The organism is Hydrogenoanaerobacterium saccharovorans (assembly GCF_003814745.1).
GTDB classification, from domain to species: domain Bacteria; phylum Bacillota; class Clostridia; order Oscillospirales; family Ruminococcaceae; genus Hydrogenoanaerobacterium; species Hydrogenoanaerobacterium saccharovorans.
The window spans coordinates 1,702,361-1,721,226 of record NZ_RKRD01000001.1; the positions used below are offsets into that span (position 1 = coordinate 1,702,361).

Annotated in this window: 18 protein-coding genes and 5 tRNA genes; all 23 read right to left on the minus strand. The window is 43.3% G+C overall.

Annotation, left to right across the window (positions count from 1 at the left end):
* Positions 1-59 precede the first annotated feature (59 nt).
* A complete protein-coding gene (locus tag EDD70_RS07985) occupies positions 60-1,313 on the minus strand; it encodes an HD-GYP domain-containing protein (protein WP_092751251.1) in 1,254 nt (417 codons plus the stop codon).
* 88 nt (positions 1,314-1,401) lie between these two features.
* Positions 1,402-1,475: transfer RNA gene (locus EDD70_RS07990), tRNA-Cys, on the minus strand.
* Positions 1,476-1,532: 57 nt separating this feature from the next.
* Positions 1,533-1,608, minus strand: a tRNA-Gly gene (locus EDD70_RS07995).
* Positions 1,609-1,611: 3 nt separating this feature from the next.
* A tRNA-Phe gene (locus EDD70_RS08000) sits at positions 1,612-1,687 on the minus strand.
* A gap of 22 nt (positions 1,688-1,709) precedes the next feature.
* A tRNA-Asp gene (locus EDD70_RS08005) sits at positions 1,710-1,786 on the minus strand.
* 5 nt (positions 1,787-1,791) lie between these two features.
* Positions 1,792-1,867: transfer RNA gene (locus EDD70_RS08010), tRNA-Val, on the minus strand.
* Between the two features lie 135 nt (positions 1,868-2,002).
* Complete coding sequence (gene hslO, locus EDD70_RS08015) at positions 2,003-2,878, minus strand: Hsp33 family molecular chaperone HslO (RefSeq protein ID WP_092751249.1); 876 nt, start codon at positions 2,876-2,878, stop codon at positions 2,003-2,005.
* Entirely contained in the window at positions 2,875-3,669 is a 795-nt protein-coding gene (locus EDD70_RS08020) for a class I SAM-dependent DNA methyltransferase (RefSeq protein WP_092751247.1), read from the minus strand. Before EDD70_RS08020 ends, hslO begins: the two co-directional genes overlap by 4 nt.
* Before the next feature lie 2 nt (positions 3,670-3,671).
* The gene (locus tag EDD70_RS08025; RefSeq protein WP_092751245.1) at positions 3,672-3,983 is read right to left on the minus strand and encodes a YerC/YecD family TrpR-related protein; all 312 of its coding nucleotides are present in this window, start codon (positions 3,981-3,983) and stop codon (positions 3,672-3,674) included.
* A 165-nt stretch (positions 3,984-4,148) separates the two neighbouring features.
* A complete protein-coding gene (gene lysA, locus EDD70_RS08030) occupies positions 4,149-5,450 on the minus strand; it encodes a diaminopimelate decarboxylase (protein ID WP_092754428.1) in 1,302 nt (433 codons plus the stop codon).
* 139 nt (positions 5,451-5,589) lie between these two features.
* Positions 5,590-6,213, minus strand: a complete 624-nt coding sequence (gene yihA / locus EDD70_RS08035) for a ribosome biogenesis GTP-binding protein YihA/YsxC (protein ID WP_092751243.1) — start codon at positions 6,211-6,213, stop codon at positions 5,590-5,592.
* A gap of 10 nt (positions 6,214-6,223) precedes the next feature.
* On the minus strand, positions 6,224-8,644 hold the full coding sequence (lon, locus tag EDD70_RS08040; RefSeq protein ID WP_092751241.1) for an endopeptidase La: 2,421 nt from the start codon (positions 8,642-8,644) through the stop codon (positions 6,224-6,226).
* A 258-nt stretch (positions 8,645-8,902) separates the two neighbouring features.
* Positions 8,903-10,225, minus strand: a complete 1,323-nt coding sequence (gene clpX / locus EDD70_RS08045; protein WP_092751239.1) for an ATP-dependent Clp protease ATP-binding subunit ClpX — start codon at positions 10,223-10,225, stop codon at positions 8,903-8,905.
* 79 nt (positions 10,226-10,304) lie between these two features.
* Positions 10,305-10,886 (minus strand): ATP-dependent Clp endopeptidase proteolytic subunit ClpP, encoded by a 582-nt coding sequence (gene clpP / locus EDD70_RS08050; RefSeq protein ID WP_092751237.1) that lies wholly within the window; start codon positions 10,884-10,886, stop codon positions 10,305-10,307.
* 268 nt (positions 10,887-11,154) lie between these two features.
* Positions 11,155-12,540, minus strand: a complete 1,386-nt coding sequence (tig, locus tag EDD70_RS08055) for a trigger factor (protein ID WP_092751235.1) — start codon at positions 12,538-12,540, stop codon at positions 11,155-11,157.
* Positions 12,541-12,701: 161 nt separating this feature from the next.
* On the minus strand, positions 12,702-13,403 hold the full coding sequence (locus EDD70_RS08060; protein ID WP_092751233.1) for a metallophosphoesterase: 702 nt from the start codon (positions 13,401-13,403) through the stop codon (positions 12,702-12,704).
* 32 nt (positions 13,404-13,435) lie between these two features.
* Complete coding sequence (gene thrC, locus EDD70_RS08065) at positions 13,436-14,929, minus strand: threonine synthase (RefSeq protein ID WP_092751231.1); 1,494 nt, start codon at positions 14,927-14,929, stop codon at positions 13,436-13,438.
* A 23-nt stretch (positions 14,930-14,952) separates the two neighbouring features.
* Positions 14,953-15,882, minus strand: coding sequence for a dipeptidase (locus EDD70_RS08070; RefSeq protein ID WP_092751229.1), 930 nt, complete (start codon positions 15,880-15,882; stop codon positions 14,953-14,955).
* 15 nt (positions 15,883-15,897) lie between these two features.
* A complete protein-coding gene (locus tag EDD70_RS08075; protein WP_162840767.1) occupies positions 15,898-16,275 on the minus strand; it encodes a YraN family protein in 378 nt (125 codons plus the stop codon).
* Positions 16,272-16,886, minus strand: coding sequence for a ribonuclease HII (locus EDD70_RS08080; protein ID WP_092751225.1), 615 nt, complete (start codon positions 16,884-16,886; stop codon positions 16,272-16,274). Before EDD70_RS08080 ends, EDD70_RS08075 begins: the two co-directional genes overlap by 4 nt.
* Positions 16,883-17,761, minus strand: a complete 879-nt coding sequence (gene ylqF / locus EDD70_RS08085; protein ID WP_092751223.1) for a ribosome biogenesis GTPase YlqF — start codon at positions 17,759-17,761, stop codon at positions 16,883-16,885. The genes EDD70_RS08080 and ylqF overlap by 4 nt, the downstream gene beginning before the upstream one ends.
* Positions 17,762-17,830: 69 nt before the next feature.
* Positions 17,831-18,403 (minus strand): signal peptidase I, encoded by a 573-nt coding sequence (gene lepB, locus EDD70_RS08090; RefSeq protein WP_092751221.1) that lies wholly within the window; start codon positions 18,401-18,403, stop codon positions 17,831-17,833.
* Between the two features lie 92 nt (positions 18,404-18,495).
* Positions 18,496-18,840 carry a 50S ribosomal protein L19 gene (gene rplS / locus EDD70_RS08095; RefSeq protein ID WP_092751219.1) on the minus strand — a complete coding sequence of 115 codons (345 nt, stop codon included), beginning with the start codon at positions 18,838-18,840 and terminating at the stop codon, positions 18,496-18,498.
* Positions 18,841-18,866: the final 26 nt, after the last annotated feature.

Here is an 18,866-nt window from a genome sequence, read left to right on the forward strand (position 1 = left end):
TAGTTTGTCCAAATACAACAAAACTGTATCCAAAATGTTGCAAAAAGTTCATTTTGGATTCATATTTCGATACACCGCTTGTAGAGGTTTATATAAGAAGATTTTAAGCTGCGATATGCTTCGAACACATGCTCATAATCTTTATTTGCATTGTAGAGTATGTCATCAAAATTCTCGACCACAACCTGCACAATCTCATTACAGATTTTATTATCACGTGCCATTTTGGTGAGTATCTCAATTGTTTTTTCTTTGCTGAAACTGTCCTTGTAGCTTCGTTTACCGCACAACGCGCTCATAATATCTGCAACTGCAACTGCCCGTTCGCTTAAAGTAAGGTCCTGCGCTGTCAATCCTCGCGGATAGCCTGAACCGTCCATTTTTTCGTGGTGGCGCACTGCTATTTTGCAAATTACCGGGTCAATGTAATCCTTTAGTATTTCTTCGGTTACCACTACATGATGCTTCATTATCTCCATTTCGGGGCGTGTAAGCTTGCCTGGATTTTCTAATATTTGAATTGGAGTTGAGATTTTACCTAGGTCGTGAAGCAATGCACCATAATAAACTGCATTTTTTTGAGGCTCTGTTAAATTGATTCGTTTTGCGATTTGCATGCTAATGCCAACCGTTAAAATTGTATGAGTTACCGTCGCTTCGCTGCGAAAGTCTATAACATAGACGAGCAGTTTTAAATAACGGTCCACCTCAGCAGGTGTGAAATCATAATGAGCCACAAAGTCAATTAATTCTTCAAGGTAACTTCCGTTTGCAATACGTGTAACAATATCGAATTGCTCGTTGGCTAAAAGGAAAAGTTCAAACAATTCTGCGCTGAATTTTTTTGGGGGGAACGACTTGCTAAGCGATTCATCAAATTGATAGCCGGTGTTTTTAAGATAGATGTCCAGCCTGTCCGCTAACGATATCATCATTGCAATCTCTTTATGAGTGCAATCTAAGTCTAAAATTTTATCATAATCTAAATGATGATAAAGAACCGCCTCTGCTAAATCTGACAGAGGTGAAAAATTATTTATAAACAAGTAGCCATATACGGAATGATCCCAAACACTTTTGGTTTCAAACTCCACTATATTATCTATCTCTTCGGTTTTATAAGCACCTATATCATGCATCATTGCTAAAAAACATATTCTTTGTATTAAATAATCGGAGCAAGTGCCCTGGCACTGTAACATTTTGCAAACAATATAAGCAACCCGTTCACCATGATCGACAAGCCTATGGTCTACCAAGTTGAGGGTTTTACGAACAATTGAGATAATATCTCTATTTTGCATTGCAATCATATGATACCTCCGTTGTCAGGGTTTTGATACACAAGTTGATAACAATTAAAAAAATTACCCTCCGAAACAGTTACTCGGAGGGTAATTTTGGAGGCGCCACCCGGAATCGGACCGGGGATAAAGGTTTTGCAGACCTCTGCCTTACCGCTTGGCTATGGCGCCACATTCTATTATATACTAAAAGGCACTTAGCTATTACTAAATGCCTTTTATTTTTGTTGGAGCGGGTTACGAGGTTCGAACTCGCTACCTCCACCTTGGCAAGGTGGCGCTCTACCAAATGAGCTAAACCCGCAAATGGTGCCTTCGGTCGGAATCGAACCAACGACACGAGGATTTTCAGTCCTCTGCTCTACCAACTGAGCTACAAAGGCATATCGCTTTAGAGAAAGAAAATGGCGACCTGGATGGGGTTCGAACCCACGACCTCTAGCGTGACAGGCTAGCGTTCTAACCAGCTGAACTACCAGGCCAAATGTGGTGGGAACAACAGGGCTCGAACCTGTGACCCTCTGCTTGTAAGGCAGATGCTCTCCCAGCTGAGCTATGCTCCCACATCATTTTCTTTTCTTTTCCTTAGCGACGAGATTTATTATACTATACCTTGTACTTAATGTCAATGCATTTTTTGAAATTTTTTCTTTTTTTCGACATAAACACTACACAAATCATAAAAAACCTTATAATTACTAGCTATTTGCGGCCAATAAACGAATGTCTTCGCTTGTAAAACGATACTTTTTATTGCAAAAGTGGCAGGCAACTTCTGTTATAGGTTGTTCGTCCGCCATATCATTAAGTTCTTGTTTACCCAAAGAAATCAGCGCTCGCTCTATACGCTCTTTACTGCAATTGCAGCGGTACTCAACAGCAGCTTCATCAAGCAAATTGGGGTCAAAGCCCTCCAACACTTTGAAACACACCTGCTCAGGCGTAGCACCATCGGCAATCATTTTTGAAATAGCAGGCATCTGATTTACATTTTTCTCAATCAAATCGATTTCTTCATCGGTTGCACCGGGCAAAAGCTGCACTAAATATCCTCCTGCCGCTTTTACGGTAAGGTTCGGATTAACAAGCACACCCAAAGCACAAACGGTGGGAATCTGCTCGCTTACAGCAAAGTAGCTTGTGATATCTTCGGCAATTTCGCCCGATACAATTGGAATTTGTCCCACGTAAGGCTCTTTTAAGCCAATATCCTTAATAACCTGCAAGCTTCCCTGTGTGCCCACGGCGCCCTTTACGTCAAGCTTGCCATACTGGTTGAGTGGCAGCTCTACAATGGGGTTCTGCACATAAACACGCGGGTTGCCGTGTGAATCCGATACAGCGATAACAGAGCCGGCAGGTCCGTCACCTGCAAGGCGAATTGTAATGGAATCCTGCTCACCTTTAAGAGCTGAACCCATCATAGATGCAGCGGTTGCGAGCCTGCCAATGGCTGCCGTTACAACAGCAGAAGTTTTATGGATCTGCTCCGCTTTAGCGACAATATCGGTAGAATCTATGGCAGTGCAAACAATGCCCCCGTTTGCAGAAATAGCTCGTACAATTTTGCTCATGTGGTTTTCCTCCGAATGCGAATAGATTTGGTATTATTTGCGGAAATGCCCCCGCGTTCAACGGGCAGTTTGCGCGTAACATAAATAAGCCTTTGTGTGGTATTTGTAGGGTCATTGAACGTATCATCGCCATAAACAGCTATTGTCTCAAGCCCTGCTGTTTTAATAAAAGCATCCATCTCGTTTGGAGTATAAGCACGTTCGCTAAAGCATTCGCTTTCGCGAAAATAGTGTTCTCCATCCTTAACAAAAAAGTCGAGATCAATATTAACAATATGGTGGTGTTTGGTGTACTCATTCTGCCACACACAGCAACAATCATCATTTTCATAAAAAAAAGTATTGCAGCCAAGTATTTCGCGGTGTTTGTATACTGAGTTTACATCAAAAATAAAAAGGCCCTCCGGTGCGGTGAACATAGCAACCCTGTTAAACGCCTGCTGAAGTGCTTGCTCGTCTGTAATATGGTTTAGGCTGTCAAGCGCACAGATGGTAACGTCGATTGTCCCGTAAAGATTAAGCGAAGTCATGTCTTGGCACAGAAAAAGTGCAGTAGGTACTTTGGGCGCAGCAAAAGACAGCATCTCAGCCGAACTATCCACCCCAATTACATCGTAACCAAGATTTACAAGTTCTGCCGACAGGCTGCCTGTTCCGCACGCCAAATCAAGTAGTAATTCGACATGATCTGTATGTTGTTTAATTATCGTATCAAAATAACGTGCCCGGTCAATATAAGACACATTGCCTGTAAGACGGTCGTAATGGTTGGCAAAGTAAGCATATGCCATGGTTATTTTTCCTTTTCCTGTTCATCCATAGCATCCAAACGGTCAAAAACGATGCGATAACCGTCACAGCCGTAATTGAGCGAACGGTTTACCCTGCTTATGGTAGCGGTAGATGCCCCTGTGGCATTCACAATATCGCTGTAAACCTTATGCTCATCCAGCATTTTAGCTACTTGTAGGCGTTGAGACAATGCTTTGAGTTCAGGTACTGTGCACAAATCATCAAAAAAATCGTAGCATTCTTCCATGGTTCGCAGTGAAAGTACCGCCTTAAATAAAATCTCGACATTAATATCCTTAAGTTTAGAATTCATAGATATGCCCTCCAAAATGTTATGTTAAGCGTGAGCAGACAACACATCTGACTGTTTAACGCTTGTGATTGTTAAAGTGGCGTTTACTTTTAGTTTAACATACTAAACCGTGAAAGTAAACAACATAAATATGAATTTTAATTGACAGTTTTAATTTTTTATGTATTAAAGCAAATCATTTTTGAGAATATCGTCATAAGTTTCGCGCTTAATAACCACCCTGGATTCGCCGTCTTTCACCATAACGACAGGTGGCTTTGGCAAGCGATTATAGTTGGATGACATGGAATAATTGTATGCCCCTGTTGCAAGCACAGCCAATATGTCACCTGCCTGTGCTTTTTGAATGAGCATTCCTTCGCCTATGAGATCCCCGCTTTCGCAGCATTTACCTGCTACAGTTACAGTCATATCACGCTGCTGATTTGCCTTGTTGGCAACCAATGCATGATATTCGGAGTGGTAGAGTGCATAACGCGGGTTGTCGGTCATACCGCCATCCACCGAAACATAGGTACGAACATTGGGGATGTTTTTTACGGCACCGATGGTATACAGTGTAATGCCTGCATTGCCAACCACCGAGCGCCCCGGCTCAATAATGATATACGGAATCTGCAACCCAAGCTGTGCACATGTTTGGTGTACAACCTTAGAAACACGCTCCATATAACGGTCGTATTCCACCGGCTGGTGGTCGGGCACATATTTGATGCCAAAACCTCCGCCAAGATTGAGTTCTTGCAATTCCATGCCGGTTTCACGCTTGATGTCTGCGATAAAGCCGAGCATTACCTGTGCAGCCAGTTCAAATGGTTCAATATCAAAAATTTGTGAACCAATGTGGCAGTGCAGCCCTTTCAGGGTAATATTCTTGTAGGCGGATGCCAGTTTTACTGCTTGCATTGCCTCACCGGTTTCGAGCGCAAGCCCAAACTTGCTGTCGATTTGCCCTGTACGGATAAACTCGTGGGTGTGCGCATCGATACCAGGCTTAACGCGAAAAAAGATGCTGACATTTTTGCCTTGCGCTGACGCAAGCTGATTGAGCACATCTAATTCGGTAAGATTATCGACAACAATTCTGCCAACGCCATACTGCAATGCTGTCACCAGTTCTTCAACCGTTTTATTGTTTCCATGATAAAAAATATGCTCGGGGGGAAAACCCACGCTCATGGCGGTGTGCAGCTCACCACCTGACACTACATCAAGTCCCATCCCCTCTTCCATTGCGATTTTACACAGAGCTTTACAGCAAAGTGCCTTGCTTGCATAGGCAGCGATACCATTACCGCTGTAAAATCGGTCGATTGAGTTTTTATATTTGCGGCAGTTGCTGCGTATCTGCGCCTCGTCCATGACATAAAGCGGAGTTCCGTATTGTTCAGCAAGGGCGACGGTATCCATTCCGCCAATGGTGAGGTGGCCTAATTTATTTACATTAAGGCAATCTGATACAAACATAATAAGCTCCATTCCGCCGTCCTGCATCGGCATTTCTAGTCAGTATAACTATGTCTCTTATCCCGCAGGGCAAGGAATGATAAGAGCTTTTAAGCGCAGGTTCGTTGTAAAGATTAAAGATACGAACACATTATTTGCATTACTCATCCATAGCGGAGTTTTCGCTTTCAATGCCGTCATTTGCTTGCGCTAGCTCTTCAATAATCTCACGAATTTGCTCCATCCCCTCACCCGTTTCAGCGGAGGTTGGTATCATGGTTATTTGGTCGGCATAAGGGATTTCTGTTTTCAGCGCCGCAAGGCGTTCTTCTTTTTGGCGATTGCCGAGCTTATCTGCTTTGGTGAGCACAATGACAAATGGGGTTTCGGATTCAATCAGATAATCAATCATCTGTAAATCATCTTTGGTAGGCGCGTGGCGAATATCCACGAGCTGAAGTACCAAAACAATATCCCTATCGCTGTGCAGATAGTTGCCGATCAGTTCTGACCATCTTTTTTTCTCGGTTTTAGCAACCTTGGCATAACCATAACCCGGTAAATCGGCAAAACGAATGTTTTCCAATCTAAAAAAGTTAATGGTAGTGGTTTTACCCGGCATAGAGCTTACTCTGGCAATGGATTTGCGGTTGAATATTTTATTGATCAGAGAAGATTTGCCTACATTGGATCTGCCTGAAAAAGCAAACTCAATCGTTTCACAAGGCGGGATCTGTTCAAACAGACCATACGATGCCTCAAATTCTACTTGATTCCACTTCATGGCTTTCTCCTTATTGTGTAATGGCTTCCTGCTGCGGTACAATCTCAGTTGGTTTAACGAGGGACGGAGTGTTTGGTATCATATGGCTTTCGTAAGCTGAAATAAGAGCCGTTTTTAATACGGTATCAACCTGTTCTGCCGTAACAAATTTAATATTATCGGTTACAACAGAGTCAAGTTCAGCCAAGTCTGGCTCATTATTTTTAGGGATGACAACGGTTTTGATGCCTGCACGATACGCTGCCATCGTTTTTTCTTTGAGCCCGCCAATAGGCAGAACACGCCCGCGCAGAGTAATTTCGCCCGTCATAGCTACATCATAGCGAACCGGTGTACCAGACAATGCTGACACCACCGCAGTGCACATAGTAACACCCGCCGACGGCCCGTCTTTAGGAATTGCTCCTTCAGGAATATGGATGTGAATATCTTTATTCTTATAAAAATCCGGCTCGATGTTGAGCGATGTTGCACGCGAACGAATGTAGCTGAGCGCTGCGTGTGCCGATTCTTTCATGACATCGCCGAGCTGCCCTGTAAGTTCCAGCTTTCCCGTTCCGTCTAAAATGGCAACCTCAATTTGCAGCATTTCACCGCCGACCGAAGTCCAAGCAAGGCCGTTAACCAAACCAATTTCGTTTTTGTGTTCGACTTCTTCCGGTTTGAAACGATGCGGACCTAAATATTTTGTAATGTTTTTGTTGTTAATCGTCACTTTTTTCTCATTGCCTGCTACAATAACCTTTGCAGCTTTGCGGCAGAGAGATGCAATCGTGCGTTCGAGAGTACGAACACCTGCTTCGCGCGTATAGTTATCGGTGAGTGCATAAATTGCATCATCGGCAATTTTAAGTGTTTTGCCCGATAAACCATGGCGTTTTGACTGTTTTGGTACAAGGTATTTTTTCGCGATATGGAACTTTTCCTCGCGAGTATAGCTGGTAAGTTCGATGATTTCCATACGGTCGAGCAGCGGATCGGGGATAGCGTCACGGTTGTTTGCAGTGGTAATAAACAACACTTCGCTTAAGTCAAACGGCAGTTCGATGTAATGGTCGCGAAATGCATTGTTCTGCTCGCTGTCCAACACCTCGAGCAATGCAGAAGATGGGTCGCCGCGGAAATCGTTGCCGAGTTTATCAATCTCATCCAGCAAAATGAGCGGATTTTTACTGCCGGCAAGTTTCAGCGCATTGATAATACGCCCCGGCATGGAACCCACATAAGTTTTGCGGTGGCCGCGAATATCCGATTCGTCACGCACGCCGCCCAAAGAAATGCGTGTGTAGTTGCGGTTTAATGCCTTTGCAATTGATTTTGCAATAGAAGTTTTACCCACTCCCGGAGGACCGACCAAGCAAATGATTTGCCCTTTAATATCGGGAGCAAGCTTACGTACAGCAACAAGCTCCAAAATACGATCTTTTACTTTGGTTAGCCCATAATGGTCACTGTCAAGTATTTTTTTGGCACGAGCAATATCGGTTTTTTCTTTTGTAACAGTATTCCACGGGAGTTCAAGGCATGTATCGAGGTAAGTGCGTATAACAGCAGCTTCCTGCGAGTTATTTGGTAGGCGAGAAAGGCGTTCCGCCTCTTGTTTCAGCTTATTTTCAGCCTCTTCACCGAGTTTAAGCTTGGTGATTTTCTCCACATATTCATCTGCTTCATCCATGGGTGATTCAGACTCTCCCAATTCGTCTGAAATCACCTTCATCTGCTCACGGAGAAAGTATTCGCGTTGATTTTGGTCAATTTGCTCTTTGACCTTATCGTAGATATCTTTTTCGAGGCTAAGTATATTATTTTCGTTTTCCAAAACACCTGCAAGGTCTTCAAGACGTTTTACGATGACCGATTCCTCAAGTATGCGCTGTTTTTCTTCGACATTTAAAGGAATGTTAGCGGTTATGTATTCGCAGAGATAGACAGGGTCTTCGCTGGAAACTGCGTTAACAATCATATCGCGCGGCATTTTGGGTGTAAGATAGCAGTATTCCTCAAAAAGCTCCTTCACTGTGCGCATAAGCGCATCACAAAGGGCAGTACGCGGGTAACGCGGAGTTTTAAGCGGATATTTTTCAACGGTTGCCTGAAGCAAATTTCCTTCATCAATAACATCTATCAGGCGTGCACGATAACTGCCCTCCACCAGAACCCTTAAAGTGTTCCCTGAAGATTTTAAAATCTGCCGAACTTCTGCAACAACACCTACGCGATATAAATCTTCTTCTTTGGGGTCGTCTACTTTTATATCTTTTTGTGCTACCAAAAAAATCTGCTGGTCTTTTTTCATCGCCTCATTCAAAGCGGTAACAGATTTTTCTCTGCCCACATCGAAATGAAGTATCATTTTGGGGAACAAAACCAAACCTCTTAGGGCAAGCATTGGTATAGTAAAGCGGTTTTCCTGCTCTGTAATATTTTCCATAAAGTTTCCTCCTTTGTTGGAAATTTGACGTTGCAGCAACTTTAAAACAAGTTACCTGCATTTTAGTATTGGAGTAATCAATACCAACACCTGTTTTTCACAATTTACGAAAAACATATATTTAAAATGTTGATTGTTTTTGTATTGATTGTAATTATACATGATAAATGTAAATTTTGCAAGAGTTAAGCTTATTTCCTGCATTTTACAGATACACAAAAAGCAGCCGTAAACCGGCTGCTTTTCTGTTTGAAGTGCTTAAGATACGGAAGAAGATGACTTTGAACGCGACTGGGTGCGCTTCGATGAAATCTGCATCTTTGACGGTTTTCTTGCAGGATTATACGAAAAGATGGGTGGTTCTTTGCCTTCAACGCAGTTTTTTGTAACCGTTATTGTCTCAATCGTGTGATCGGACGGAGCATTAAACATAGCATCGGAGAGTATCCCCTCCATAATGGATCGTAACCCGCGCGCGCCCGCTTTTTGAGCAATCGCCTTTTCAGCCACACTGATGAGGGCGTCGTGCTCGAAGTTGAGCGCAATACCATCAAGATCAAACAGGCGTGTATACTGCTTCATCATCGAGTTTTTCGGCTCTGTAAGAATACGCACAAGAGCATCTTCATCAAGGTTTTCAAGCGGTGCGAGCACAGGAACACGCCCAACCAATTCGGGTATCAAGCCAAATTTTACAAGATCGTGTGCCTCAATCTTTTGCACCAGATAATCTTTCTCTTTTGTCTTTTTATCGACTAGCTGTGCGCCAAAGCCCACAGAAGCGGATTTATTCAAACGTTTTTCGATAATTTTTTCGATACCGTCAAATGCACCACCGCAGATAAAAAGAATATTTGAGGTGTTTATCTGGATAAACTCCTGCTGGGGATGTTTGCGCCCGCCTTGCGGAGGAACGTTTGAAACCGTGCCCTCGAGAATTTTCAAGAGAGCCTGCTGCACACCCTCGCCGCTGACATCACGTGTAATAGACGGATTCTCTGATTTTCTTGCAATCTTATCGATTTCATCGATGTAAATAATGCCGCGTTCTGCCTTTTGAACATCGAAATCGGCAGCCTGAATCAAACGGAGAAGAATATTTTCAACATCTTCGCCCACATAGCCAGCCTCTGTTAAAGTAGTGGCATCTGCAATGGCAAAAGGGACATCAAGAATTTTAGCAAGCGTTTGCGCTAACAGTGTTTTACCAACACCGGTAGGGCCTACCATCAATACGTTGCTCTTTTGCAGTTCAATATCAGAGCCCGCACCAAAATATATGCGTTTGTAATGATTGTATACCGCAACCGAAAGTGCAACTTTGGCTTTTTCCTGTCCGATGACGTATTCATCCAGTGTTTCTTTAATTTCGCGCGGCTTGGGAATAACCGGTTGCTGGTCTTCTTTTGAAGATTTTTTCTTTTGCGGAATATACCCCTCATCATCCAGGACATGCTGGCAAAGCTCAACACACTCATTGCAGATGCATACACCCGAACCTGCAATCATACGTGTAACCTGCTCTTGTGTTTTGCCGCAGAATGAGCAGCGCAGCGGTTTGTTATCATCATATCTAGCCATTGGTATTACCCTCCATAAGCTCTTAAAAAAGCGGACAGGCTGACCCGAAGAATCAGATCAGCCTCCGATATTAATTGTATTATCTCTTAACAATAACCTTATCGATTAAGCCGTATTTTTGTGCCTCTTCAGCAGACATAAAGTTATCGCGCTCGGTATCGCGCTCAATAACCTCAAGGGGCTGACCTGTGGCTTCTGCCATCATTTTGTTAAGATTTGCTTTAATTTTCAGGATACGCTCAGCGTGAATCTTAATATCGGTTGCCTGACCTTGTGTGCCACCTAACGGCTGGTGAATCATAATTTCGCTGTTGGGCAATGCAAAACGTTTGCCTTTTGCGCCCGAAGTAAGCAAAAAAGCACCCATGGACGCTGCCATACCTACGCAGATGGTAGAAACATCGCACTTAATGTAATTCATGGTATCTAAAATTGCCATACCTGCTGTAATAGAACCACCTGGGCTATTGATGTAAAGAGAGATATCCTTATCAGGATCCTGTCCTTCCAAAAACAAAAGCTGAGCAACAACAAGGCTGGCTGTTGTATCATTCACTTCGTCACACAACATGACGATACGGTCATTTAATAATCTGGAAAAAATGTCATACGCACGCTCACCACGGTTGGTTTGCTCGATGACGGTTGGCACTAAAGCCATAGTAATCACCCATTCTCCGCACGGTCATTAATTTAATGAGAATTTAACGAGAAGGATATCTTCGTGCGGGAAGATATCCTTCGTAAGCCGCGAGCAAAACCCTGCCCTAAATCACACCTCATTAAACGATGCGGCGCGATAATCTCAATCTAAATGATTGGTCAATTACACCGCTTCTATGCGCCTTACAGCACACATAAACTCAAGAAAAAACAGGTTATTTTACCGAACCATTAAGCTTTGCAAATAGTTTTATTACTTTGCACAATTATTCGGCATCTTCTGCCTTTTCTGTTTTCTTTTTAGCAGGTGCTTTTTTCTTAGCAGGTGCCTTTTTCTTAGCAGGTGCCTCTTCTTCTGCCTGAGGAGCAGCCTCGGTAGTAACAACTGCGCTGTCACGTACCAAATCAATTGCTTTGTTTACAGCAAGGTCTTGTGCAATTTCTGTTGCAGGAAGAACCTTTTTGATTTGGTCAACAGGCATACCATAGTTTTTCGCCATATTCTCGTATTCTTTGCTGATTTCTTCCTCAGAAGCGGTAAGCCCCTCAAGCTCTACGATTTTCTCAAGAGCAAGGCGGATTCTTACTTGCTTATCTGCCTGTTCAGCAAAAGTTTTGCGGAATGCATCAAGCTCCATATTGGTATATTGCAGGTAAGAATCGAGATTTAAGCCTTGAGACTGCAGTCTGTACTCGAATTCTTTTACGCTTTGGTCAATTCTAGTATCAAACATGCACTGAGGAATCTCCGCCTCCATGTTTTCGATTACGGTATCAATGAGTCTGTTCTCAAGGTCATCCTGTGCAGCTTTGTCTTTGCGCTCCTGTACTTTTGCCTTGATATCAGCTTTCAGTTCATCCAAAGTAGAAAACTCACTCATATCTTTTGCCAGTTCGTCATCAACTTCGGGAAGTTCTTTTGTTTTAAGCTCATTCAGCTTGCATTTGAAAACTGCAGGTTTGCCTGCAAGGCTTTCTTCGCCGTACTGCTCGGGGAAGGTTACTTCAACATCAAACTCTGCATCAATTTCTTTGCCGACAACCTGCTCTTCAAAACCGGGAATAAACTGGCCGGAGCCGAGTTGCAGAGGGAAGTTTTCGCCTTTACCGCCTTCAAACGCAACACCGTCACAGAAGCCCTCAAAGTTGATAACAGCAGTGTCGCCCATCTGTGCAGCTCTGCCTTCAACAGGTACAATTCTGCCTGCACGCTCGCGCATTCTGTTAAGTTCGGCGTCAATCTCTTCGTCGGTAACTTCTGCGGTATATTTAACTGCTTTTATGCCTTTGTAATCTTTAACCGAAACTTCAGGTTTTACAGTAACAGTTGCTTTAAAAGTAAAGCCGTTTTTGTCAACGTCAGACATTTCGATTTCAGCTTTGTCCACGGGCTCGATTTTAGCCTCGTCTACAGCATCACTGTATGCTTTGGGATAAATATCATTGATAGCATCCTCATAGAAAGCGCCTTCGCCGTAAACTTTTTCAATCATTTTTCTTGGTGCTTTGCCTTTTCTGAAGCCGGGCATGTTGATTTGTTTTACATTTTTGCGGTATGCTTTTTCAATTGCTGCTTCAAACTCCTCAGCACCGATGGATATTTCAAGCTGATATTTGTTGGTCTCAATCTTTTCTGCTTTGACTAATTTCATTGTTTACTTCCTCCTGTAATGATGCACAAACTATACACTACCCACCGCAGTTTTGCCATTTTGCGATGCGATGCGCATCGGACAGGAAGCCAAAATGCAACCCATCTGCCACGCAAATGCTGTACGAGTGCGAAACATTTTTTATTATAACATATCTTATTTTAAAATTCTACCATTTCGTGTATTTTTAAGGGTTTAAAACGCAAAAAATCGCTCGAAATAAGCCTGAAGTCAATCCCCATATATTCGCCGTTAAGCGCATAGTTGCAGCCTCCCGAGTGAATATGCCCGTAATAGCACTTTTTAATCCCGTTGCGAAAAAGAACATCAACAATCTCGGCAGAGATTTCATCGCCGTAAACAGGCGGATAGTGCAGAAACACAATACGTTCGCCCTGCATATTTTTTGCCGCATCAATGGAAAGCTGCAATCTTGCAGCCTCTCGCGCAAGGATTTTAACATCATGCGCTTCGCCTTTTTCAAACAGCCAGCCTCGTGTGCCGCAAAGCACGGTTCCCTCTGCCTGTACAGCGCTGTTATGCAATATATGCAGTGTAGAAAGCCCATTTAAAGCAAAAAAATTTTCCATCTTGGTTTTTGATGTCCACCAATAATCATGGTTACCTTTAATAATGTATTTTTCACCTGGCAAGCTGTTTAAAAATTGAAAGTCGGTAAGAGTTTGCTCCAGCGACATTGCCCATGATGTATCCCCGGCGATAACAACGGTATCATTTTGTGTAATGGAATTATTCCAGTTTTGGGTAAGACGATCCACATAATTATGCCAACCCGAAAAAATATCCATTGGTTTATCGGTGCCCAAGGAAAGATGCAGGTCGCCGATTGCAAATATGCTCATGAATTCCTCTTTCTGTTTAGCTGATTTAGCCCTTACTTTAAGTTTAATTGCGAAACTACATACTCTTCAATTTTTGCTTTATTGCACACATCGGCAAAACGCGGTGCTTTATCTTTGAGTAGTGCAAGGCTATCGGGGACAGCACAGCCGGTGAGTTCTGCAAGCTTATCTGTCATTTCAAATTCAGTAAATCCATCCGTTGTGCCTGCAACCGATTCAAGTACGCTTTGTGCAAATTTAAATGGGCTTGCTGTTGAGGCAATCACTGTTTTTGTTTTATCGCCCGTTTCTTTAACATACCCATTGTAGACATTCATAGCAACTGCTGTATGTGTATCGCAGAGATAGGAATAGTTTTTAAAAGTATTCTTAATGGTTGCTTTGGTTGATACATCGTCGCAGTAACCGCCGTAAAACTCTGCCTGCAAATGTTCACGTACAACATCTGATACAGCATAACTGCCTCGCTCATTCAAGTTGCTCATCAACTTTTTCACTGCCACATCATTGCCCTCATACAACGAAAAGAGCAAACGTTCCAAGTTTGATGAAATAAGGATATCCATGGACGGTGATATGGTAGCATGAAACTCGCGTTTTTTGTTGTAGGTACCGGTTCGTATAAAATCGGTTAGTACATTGTTTTCGTTGGATGCACAAATAAATTTGGCGATGGGAAGCCCCATTTTTTTTGCATAATATGCAGCAAGAATATTGCCAAAGTTACCGGTAGGCACACAAACATTGATTTTATCGCCTATGGCAATCTCTTCATCGGCAAGCAAATCGCAGTACGCACTGATATAATATACAATTTGCGGCACAAGCCTGCCCCAGTTAATGGAGTTTGCAGAAGAAAACATCATATTGTTTGCAGCAAGCCGTTCTGCCAGCGCTTTGTCGGTAAAGATTTGCTTCACAGCGGTTTGGGCATCGTCAAAGTTCCCCTTGATTGCACAAACTGTAACGTTTTCGCCCTCTTGTGTTGCCATTTGCAGTTTTTGCATGGGGCTGACACCCTGCTCTGGGTAGAACACCATTATCCGTGTGCCTTCTACGTCTTTGAAACCTTCCAGCGCTGCTTTGCCCGTATCACCTGAGGTGGCAACCAAAATAACGATTTCTTTGCCGTCCACAGTTTTTTCAGCAGAGGTCTTGAGAAGATAGGGCAAAAGTTGCAGTGCCATATCTTTAAAAGCACATGTGGGGCCATGCCATAACTCGAGCATATAAATATCGTCACCCAGTTTTGCTATACGGGTAACAGAATCATCCTCAAATTTGTCGGTATACGCACCTGTAACGCAATGATACAATTCATCGTCGGTAAAATCAGTGAGAAAATCGCCGAGAATGTTTTTAGCTCGCTCTGTGTAGCTCATTTTAGAAAGCTTGAGCAGACGCTCTTCGGTAATCTGCGGAAAACTTTCGGGCACAAACAACCCGCCCTCTTTTGAAATACCATTTGCAATGGCAACGGCAGAGGGTACTTTTTGAGTTTTATCTCTGGTGCTGATGTAGTTCATGGTAAGACCTCTTTTTCTATAAACTATCCCAAATGCTTTTGATAAAAGCGATAAGCATTATCAAAAAACATTTTATCAACAAGCTTTTTGTCTGAAATAGATTGTAACATAAACTCATAGAGATTTGCAATTTTTTCAAGAGAATTTAAATCTGCCGGCATAGAGGCGCCGTCAAAATCGGAGCCCAGTGCCAATGCGTCTTCTCCGCCGAGTGCAAGAAAATGCTCGACATGGCACAGTATCTCTTTAAAACCGGCGTTTTCTTTATCCTGTTTGCACAAAAAATTGGGATAAAAATTAATACCAACCAGCCCTTGACGCTTTACAATTTCTTGAAACTGGTCGTCCCGCAGGTTTCGTGGTACATCGCATACGGCACGGGCGTTGGAGTGGGTGGCTACGAAAGGTTTTGAGGCAATCTCTAAAAGGTCATCAAAACCTTTGTCCGAAAGATGAGATGCATCAACGATAATTCCATTTTGCTCAAGAGCAGCAACGGCATCTCTGCCAAAATCGGTTAAATGGCTGTTTGCAACGGTTCCACTGCCCAGTTCGTTCTCACCGTTCCAAGTAAGTGTTAAGAGCGAGACTCCCTGCTGCTTTAAATATGGCACATAAGAAAGGTCGCCCGCCAATACGGAACCGCCCTCAACCGAAAGAACCGCAGCTATTTTACCGTTTTGCAGTATGCGGGTAAGGTCGCCGCCTGTATACGCCTGTTCGATAAGCTCACTGTAACGTTGCATCTGGCTTTTAAAATAATGCAGATTACGATTAAAGTAGTCGATTGCAGCCTTACCACGATATTGATCGGGCATAAAAACTGCAAAGGTTTGCACATAACTTTCAAAACATGCGCGGTCGATTGAAAGCTGGCGTGTATGATTGATGAGATTTTCACCGGACGCACAAAGCTCAATGATTGTATCGCAGTGCAAATCAAATACTTTCACAGTGTTGTCCTCCCTCTAAAAAATGTCACTGGATTGTGCACAAAACGCATTTGCAAAATGATTGCTTGAAATAACTTCGCCGTTGGGTGAAGTTATGATTTCTACTACGTCAAAACGGGGCTGCAGGTTGACAGGGTGGCTAATTAAATAGTGGGCAGCAGTTTTAATAATGCGCCGTTGCTTTTGTATGCCTACTGCATCTGCAGGTACACCCAAACACCCCTGTACACGTGTTTTTACCTCTGCAAATACAATATACTGTTCATTTACGGCAATAATGTCAATTTCTCCAAAACGAGAGTGGTAATTCTGTGCAATTACCGTTAACCCTATCTTTTGCAGAATACCCGCTGCATATTCTTCGCCGATACGGCCAATTTCAACGGTATTCACTTGGCTGCCCCCGTTAATTTTTTAAGAAAGCTGCGGCGATGCACAGGCGAAATACCGTATTTTTCAAGCATTTCATAATGCAGTTTCGTACCATAGCCCTTGTGGCGCTCGAATTGGTATTGAGGGTAGCTTTGTGCAAGCTCAAGCATATAATGGTCCCGGCTGACTTTTGCCAGTATAGACGCAGCGGCGATGGATGCCGATTTTGCATCACCGCCGATAACAAATTCCGCTTGAATTCCCTCTAAATCAGGGCACTTGTTACCGTCTATGTAAGCGATATCGGGCTTTATTGCAAGCCCTTCTGCCGCACGTTTCATCCCGAGCATAGTAGCGTTTAAAATATTAATTTCGTCAATAACTTGTTCATCTACCGCTTCAATGCGAAATGCCAGAGCTTTATCAATAATTTTTTGAAAAAGAATCTCACGTTTCTTCTCAGAAATTTTTTTAGAATCGTTTAACCCCTCAATTTCAATATCACGGGGCAAAATAACGGCAGCCACATAGACAGGGCCTGCCAAAGGGCCTCTACCCGCCTCGTCGATGCCGCAAATCGTGCGAAAGCTATGCTCTGCATACGCCTGTTTTTCAAACTCGTACAAACTCATGCAGTTACCTCCGGCGGGTTCTCCAGCGTGATACGGCCTATTTTTCCGCTACGAAATTCATCAAGCACCATAATCGCTGCACGCTCGGTGTTCACTTCTCCGCCCGAAATAAGCATGCCGCGTTTTTTGCCCACAAGTTTGAGCAAATCGTACGGCTCAATCTCGGCGGTTTCTTCGTCGGTCAGATTATAACGCGAGCAAAGCAAATTGTGATATTCTCGGTTTAAAAGGTCAAGCAAACGCATTGCCAACAGCTCAATATCAAGAACATCGTCTTTCACCGCTCCCGTAAATGCAAGATGCTCGCCTACCGTAGGATCTTCAAATTTGGGCCACAAAACACCGGGCATATCCAGCAAATCATAGCCTTTGTCTAAACTCACCCACTGCTTGCCGCGAGTTACACCAGGGCGGTCTTCTACCTTAGCGCGTTTCGAATTTGCCATGCGGTTGATAAAAGAGGATTTGCCCGCGTTGGGAATGCCGACAATCATCATACGTATTGGTTTGCCGGACATCCCCTTTTTTTCGCGGCGTTCTAGTTCATCGCTTAGTACTTCTTTAACGAGGGGAATAAATTGCTTGAGCCCTTTACCACTGCGGCAATCGGTGGGCAGTGCCGCTACGCCCTGCTTTTTATAATAATCACACCATTTTGCAATGATATGTTCATCGGCAGCGTCACATTTATTGAGCAGAACAACTCTGGGTTTTCCCCCTGTCAGTTTATCAATTTCGGGGTTACGGCTGGATGCGGGAATGCGTGCATCGGTAAGCTCGATAATAATATCAACAAGCGGCAGATTTGCCTGCATCAGCCGACGCGTTTTTGCCATATGCCCCGGAAACCACTGAATAGATGGTATCTCAGTCATTGTTTATTCCTCCTTGCAGGTTCTTAGTTGGGTAATATCAATAAATTACCCGTTCAAAAACAGTTTACATCAACGAATAATGCCAATTTGTGTAACGGGTAAAATCCGCACCAGTGCTTTACCCAAAACATACCGCATATCCACCATACCAATGGTGCTGTCTCTGCTATCGAGTGAGTGATTACGATTGTCACCCATAACAAAAATATAACCCTCGGGTACCGTCTGCGGAAAGACTATATCATAGTATAGATTGGTTGGCTCGGCAATATACGGCTCATCCAGCGCTTTGCCGTCAACATAAACGATTCCTTTTTTAAAGTCGATATCCACCGTTTGCCCGCCTGTAGCGATAACGCGTTTAACAATGGGAATGTCGAGGCTTGTGGTGGGTGTGATGACTACAACATCATTATTTTTTGGTTGAAAAAACAGGTCAGATATAACAATAAAATTACCGTCATGCAAGGTGGGCTCCATAGATTTGCCCTCGACCCCTACAACTCGAAACAGAAATGTAAAAATAAGTACAACGGTAATCACCGCAAATGCGATTGATTCAACCCATTCAAAGGCGTTTTTAACAAACAGACGGTTGTTTTTCTGTTCGTATTCCGATGTATTTTCTTCCCATTCATTCATCGTAAAACCGCCGCCCTTCTGTATAAAAATGCATACTAAAAAGTGTTATATAAACAACAAAAGGGACGAAAAAAACGTCCCTTTTGCATTCATTAGCGAAGTTGCTCTTTAACTTTTGCAGCCTTACCAACTCTGTCACGCAGATAATACAGTTTGCTTCTGCGTACTTTACCATGTCTTACAAGCTCTACCTTATCAACGTTCGGGGAATGAATCGGGAAAACCCTCTCAACTCCGCAGCCGTGTGCTACACGTCTTACAGTGAAAGTTTCTGCTACCCCGCCATGTCTTTTTGCAATGACAGTTCCTTCGAACAACTGGATTCTCTCTCTGTCGCCCTCTTTGATTTTTACGTGAACTTTAACGGTATCACCAATTTCTACAGAAGGGGCTTCGGATTTGATGGAATCCTGTGCAATGAGTTTTAAAGCATCCATTGATACTTCCTCCTTATATTTCAGAC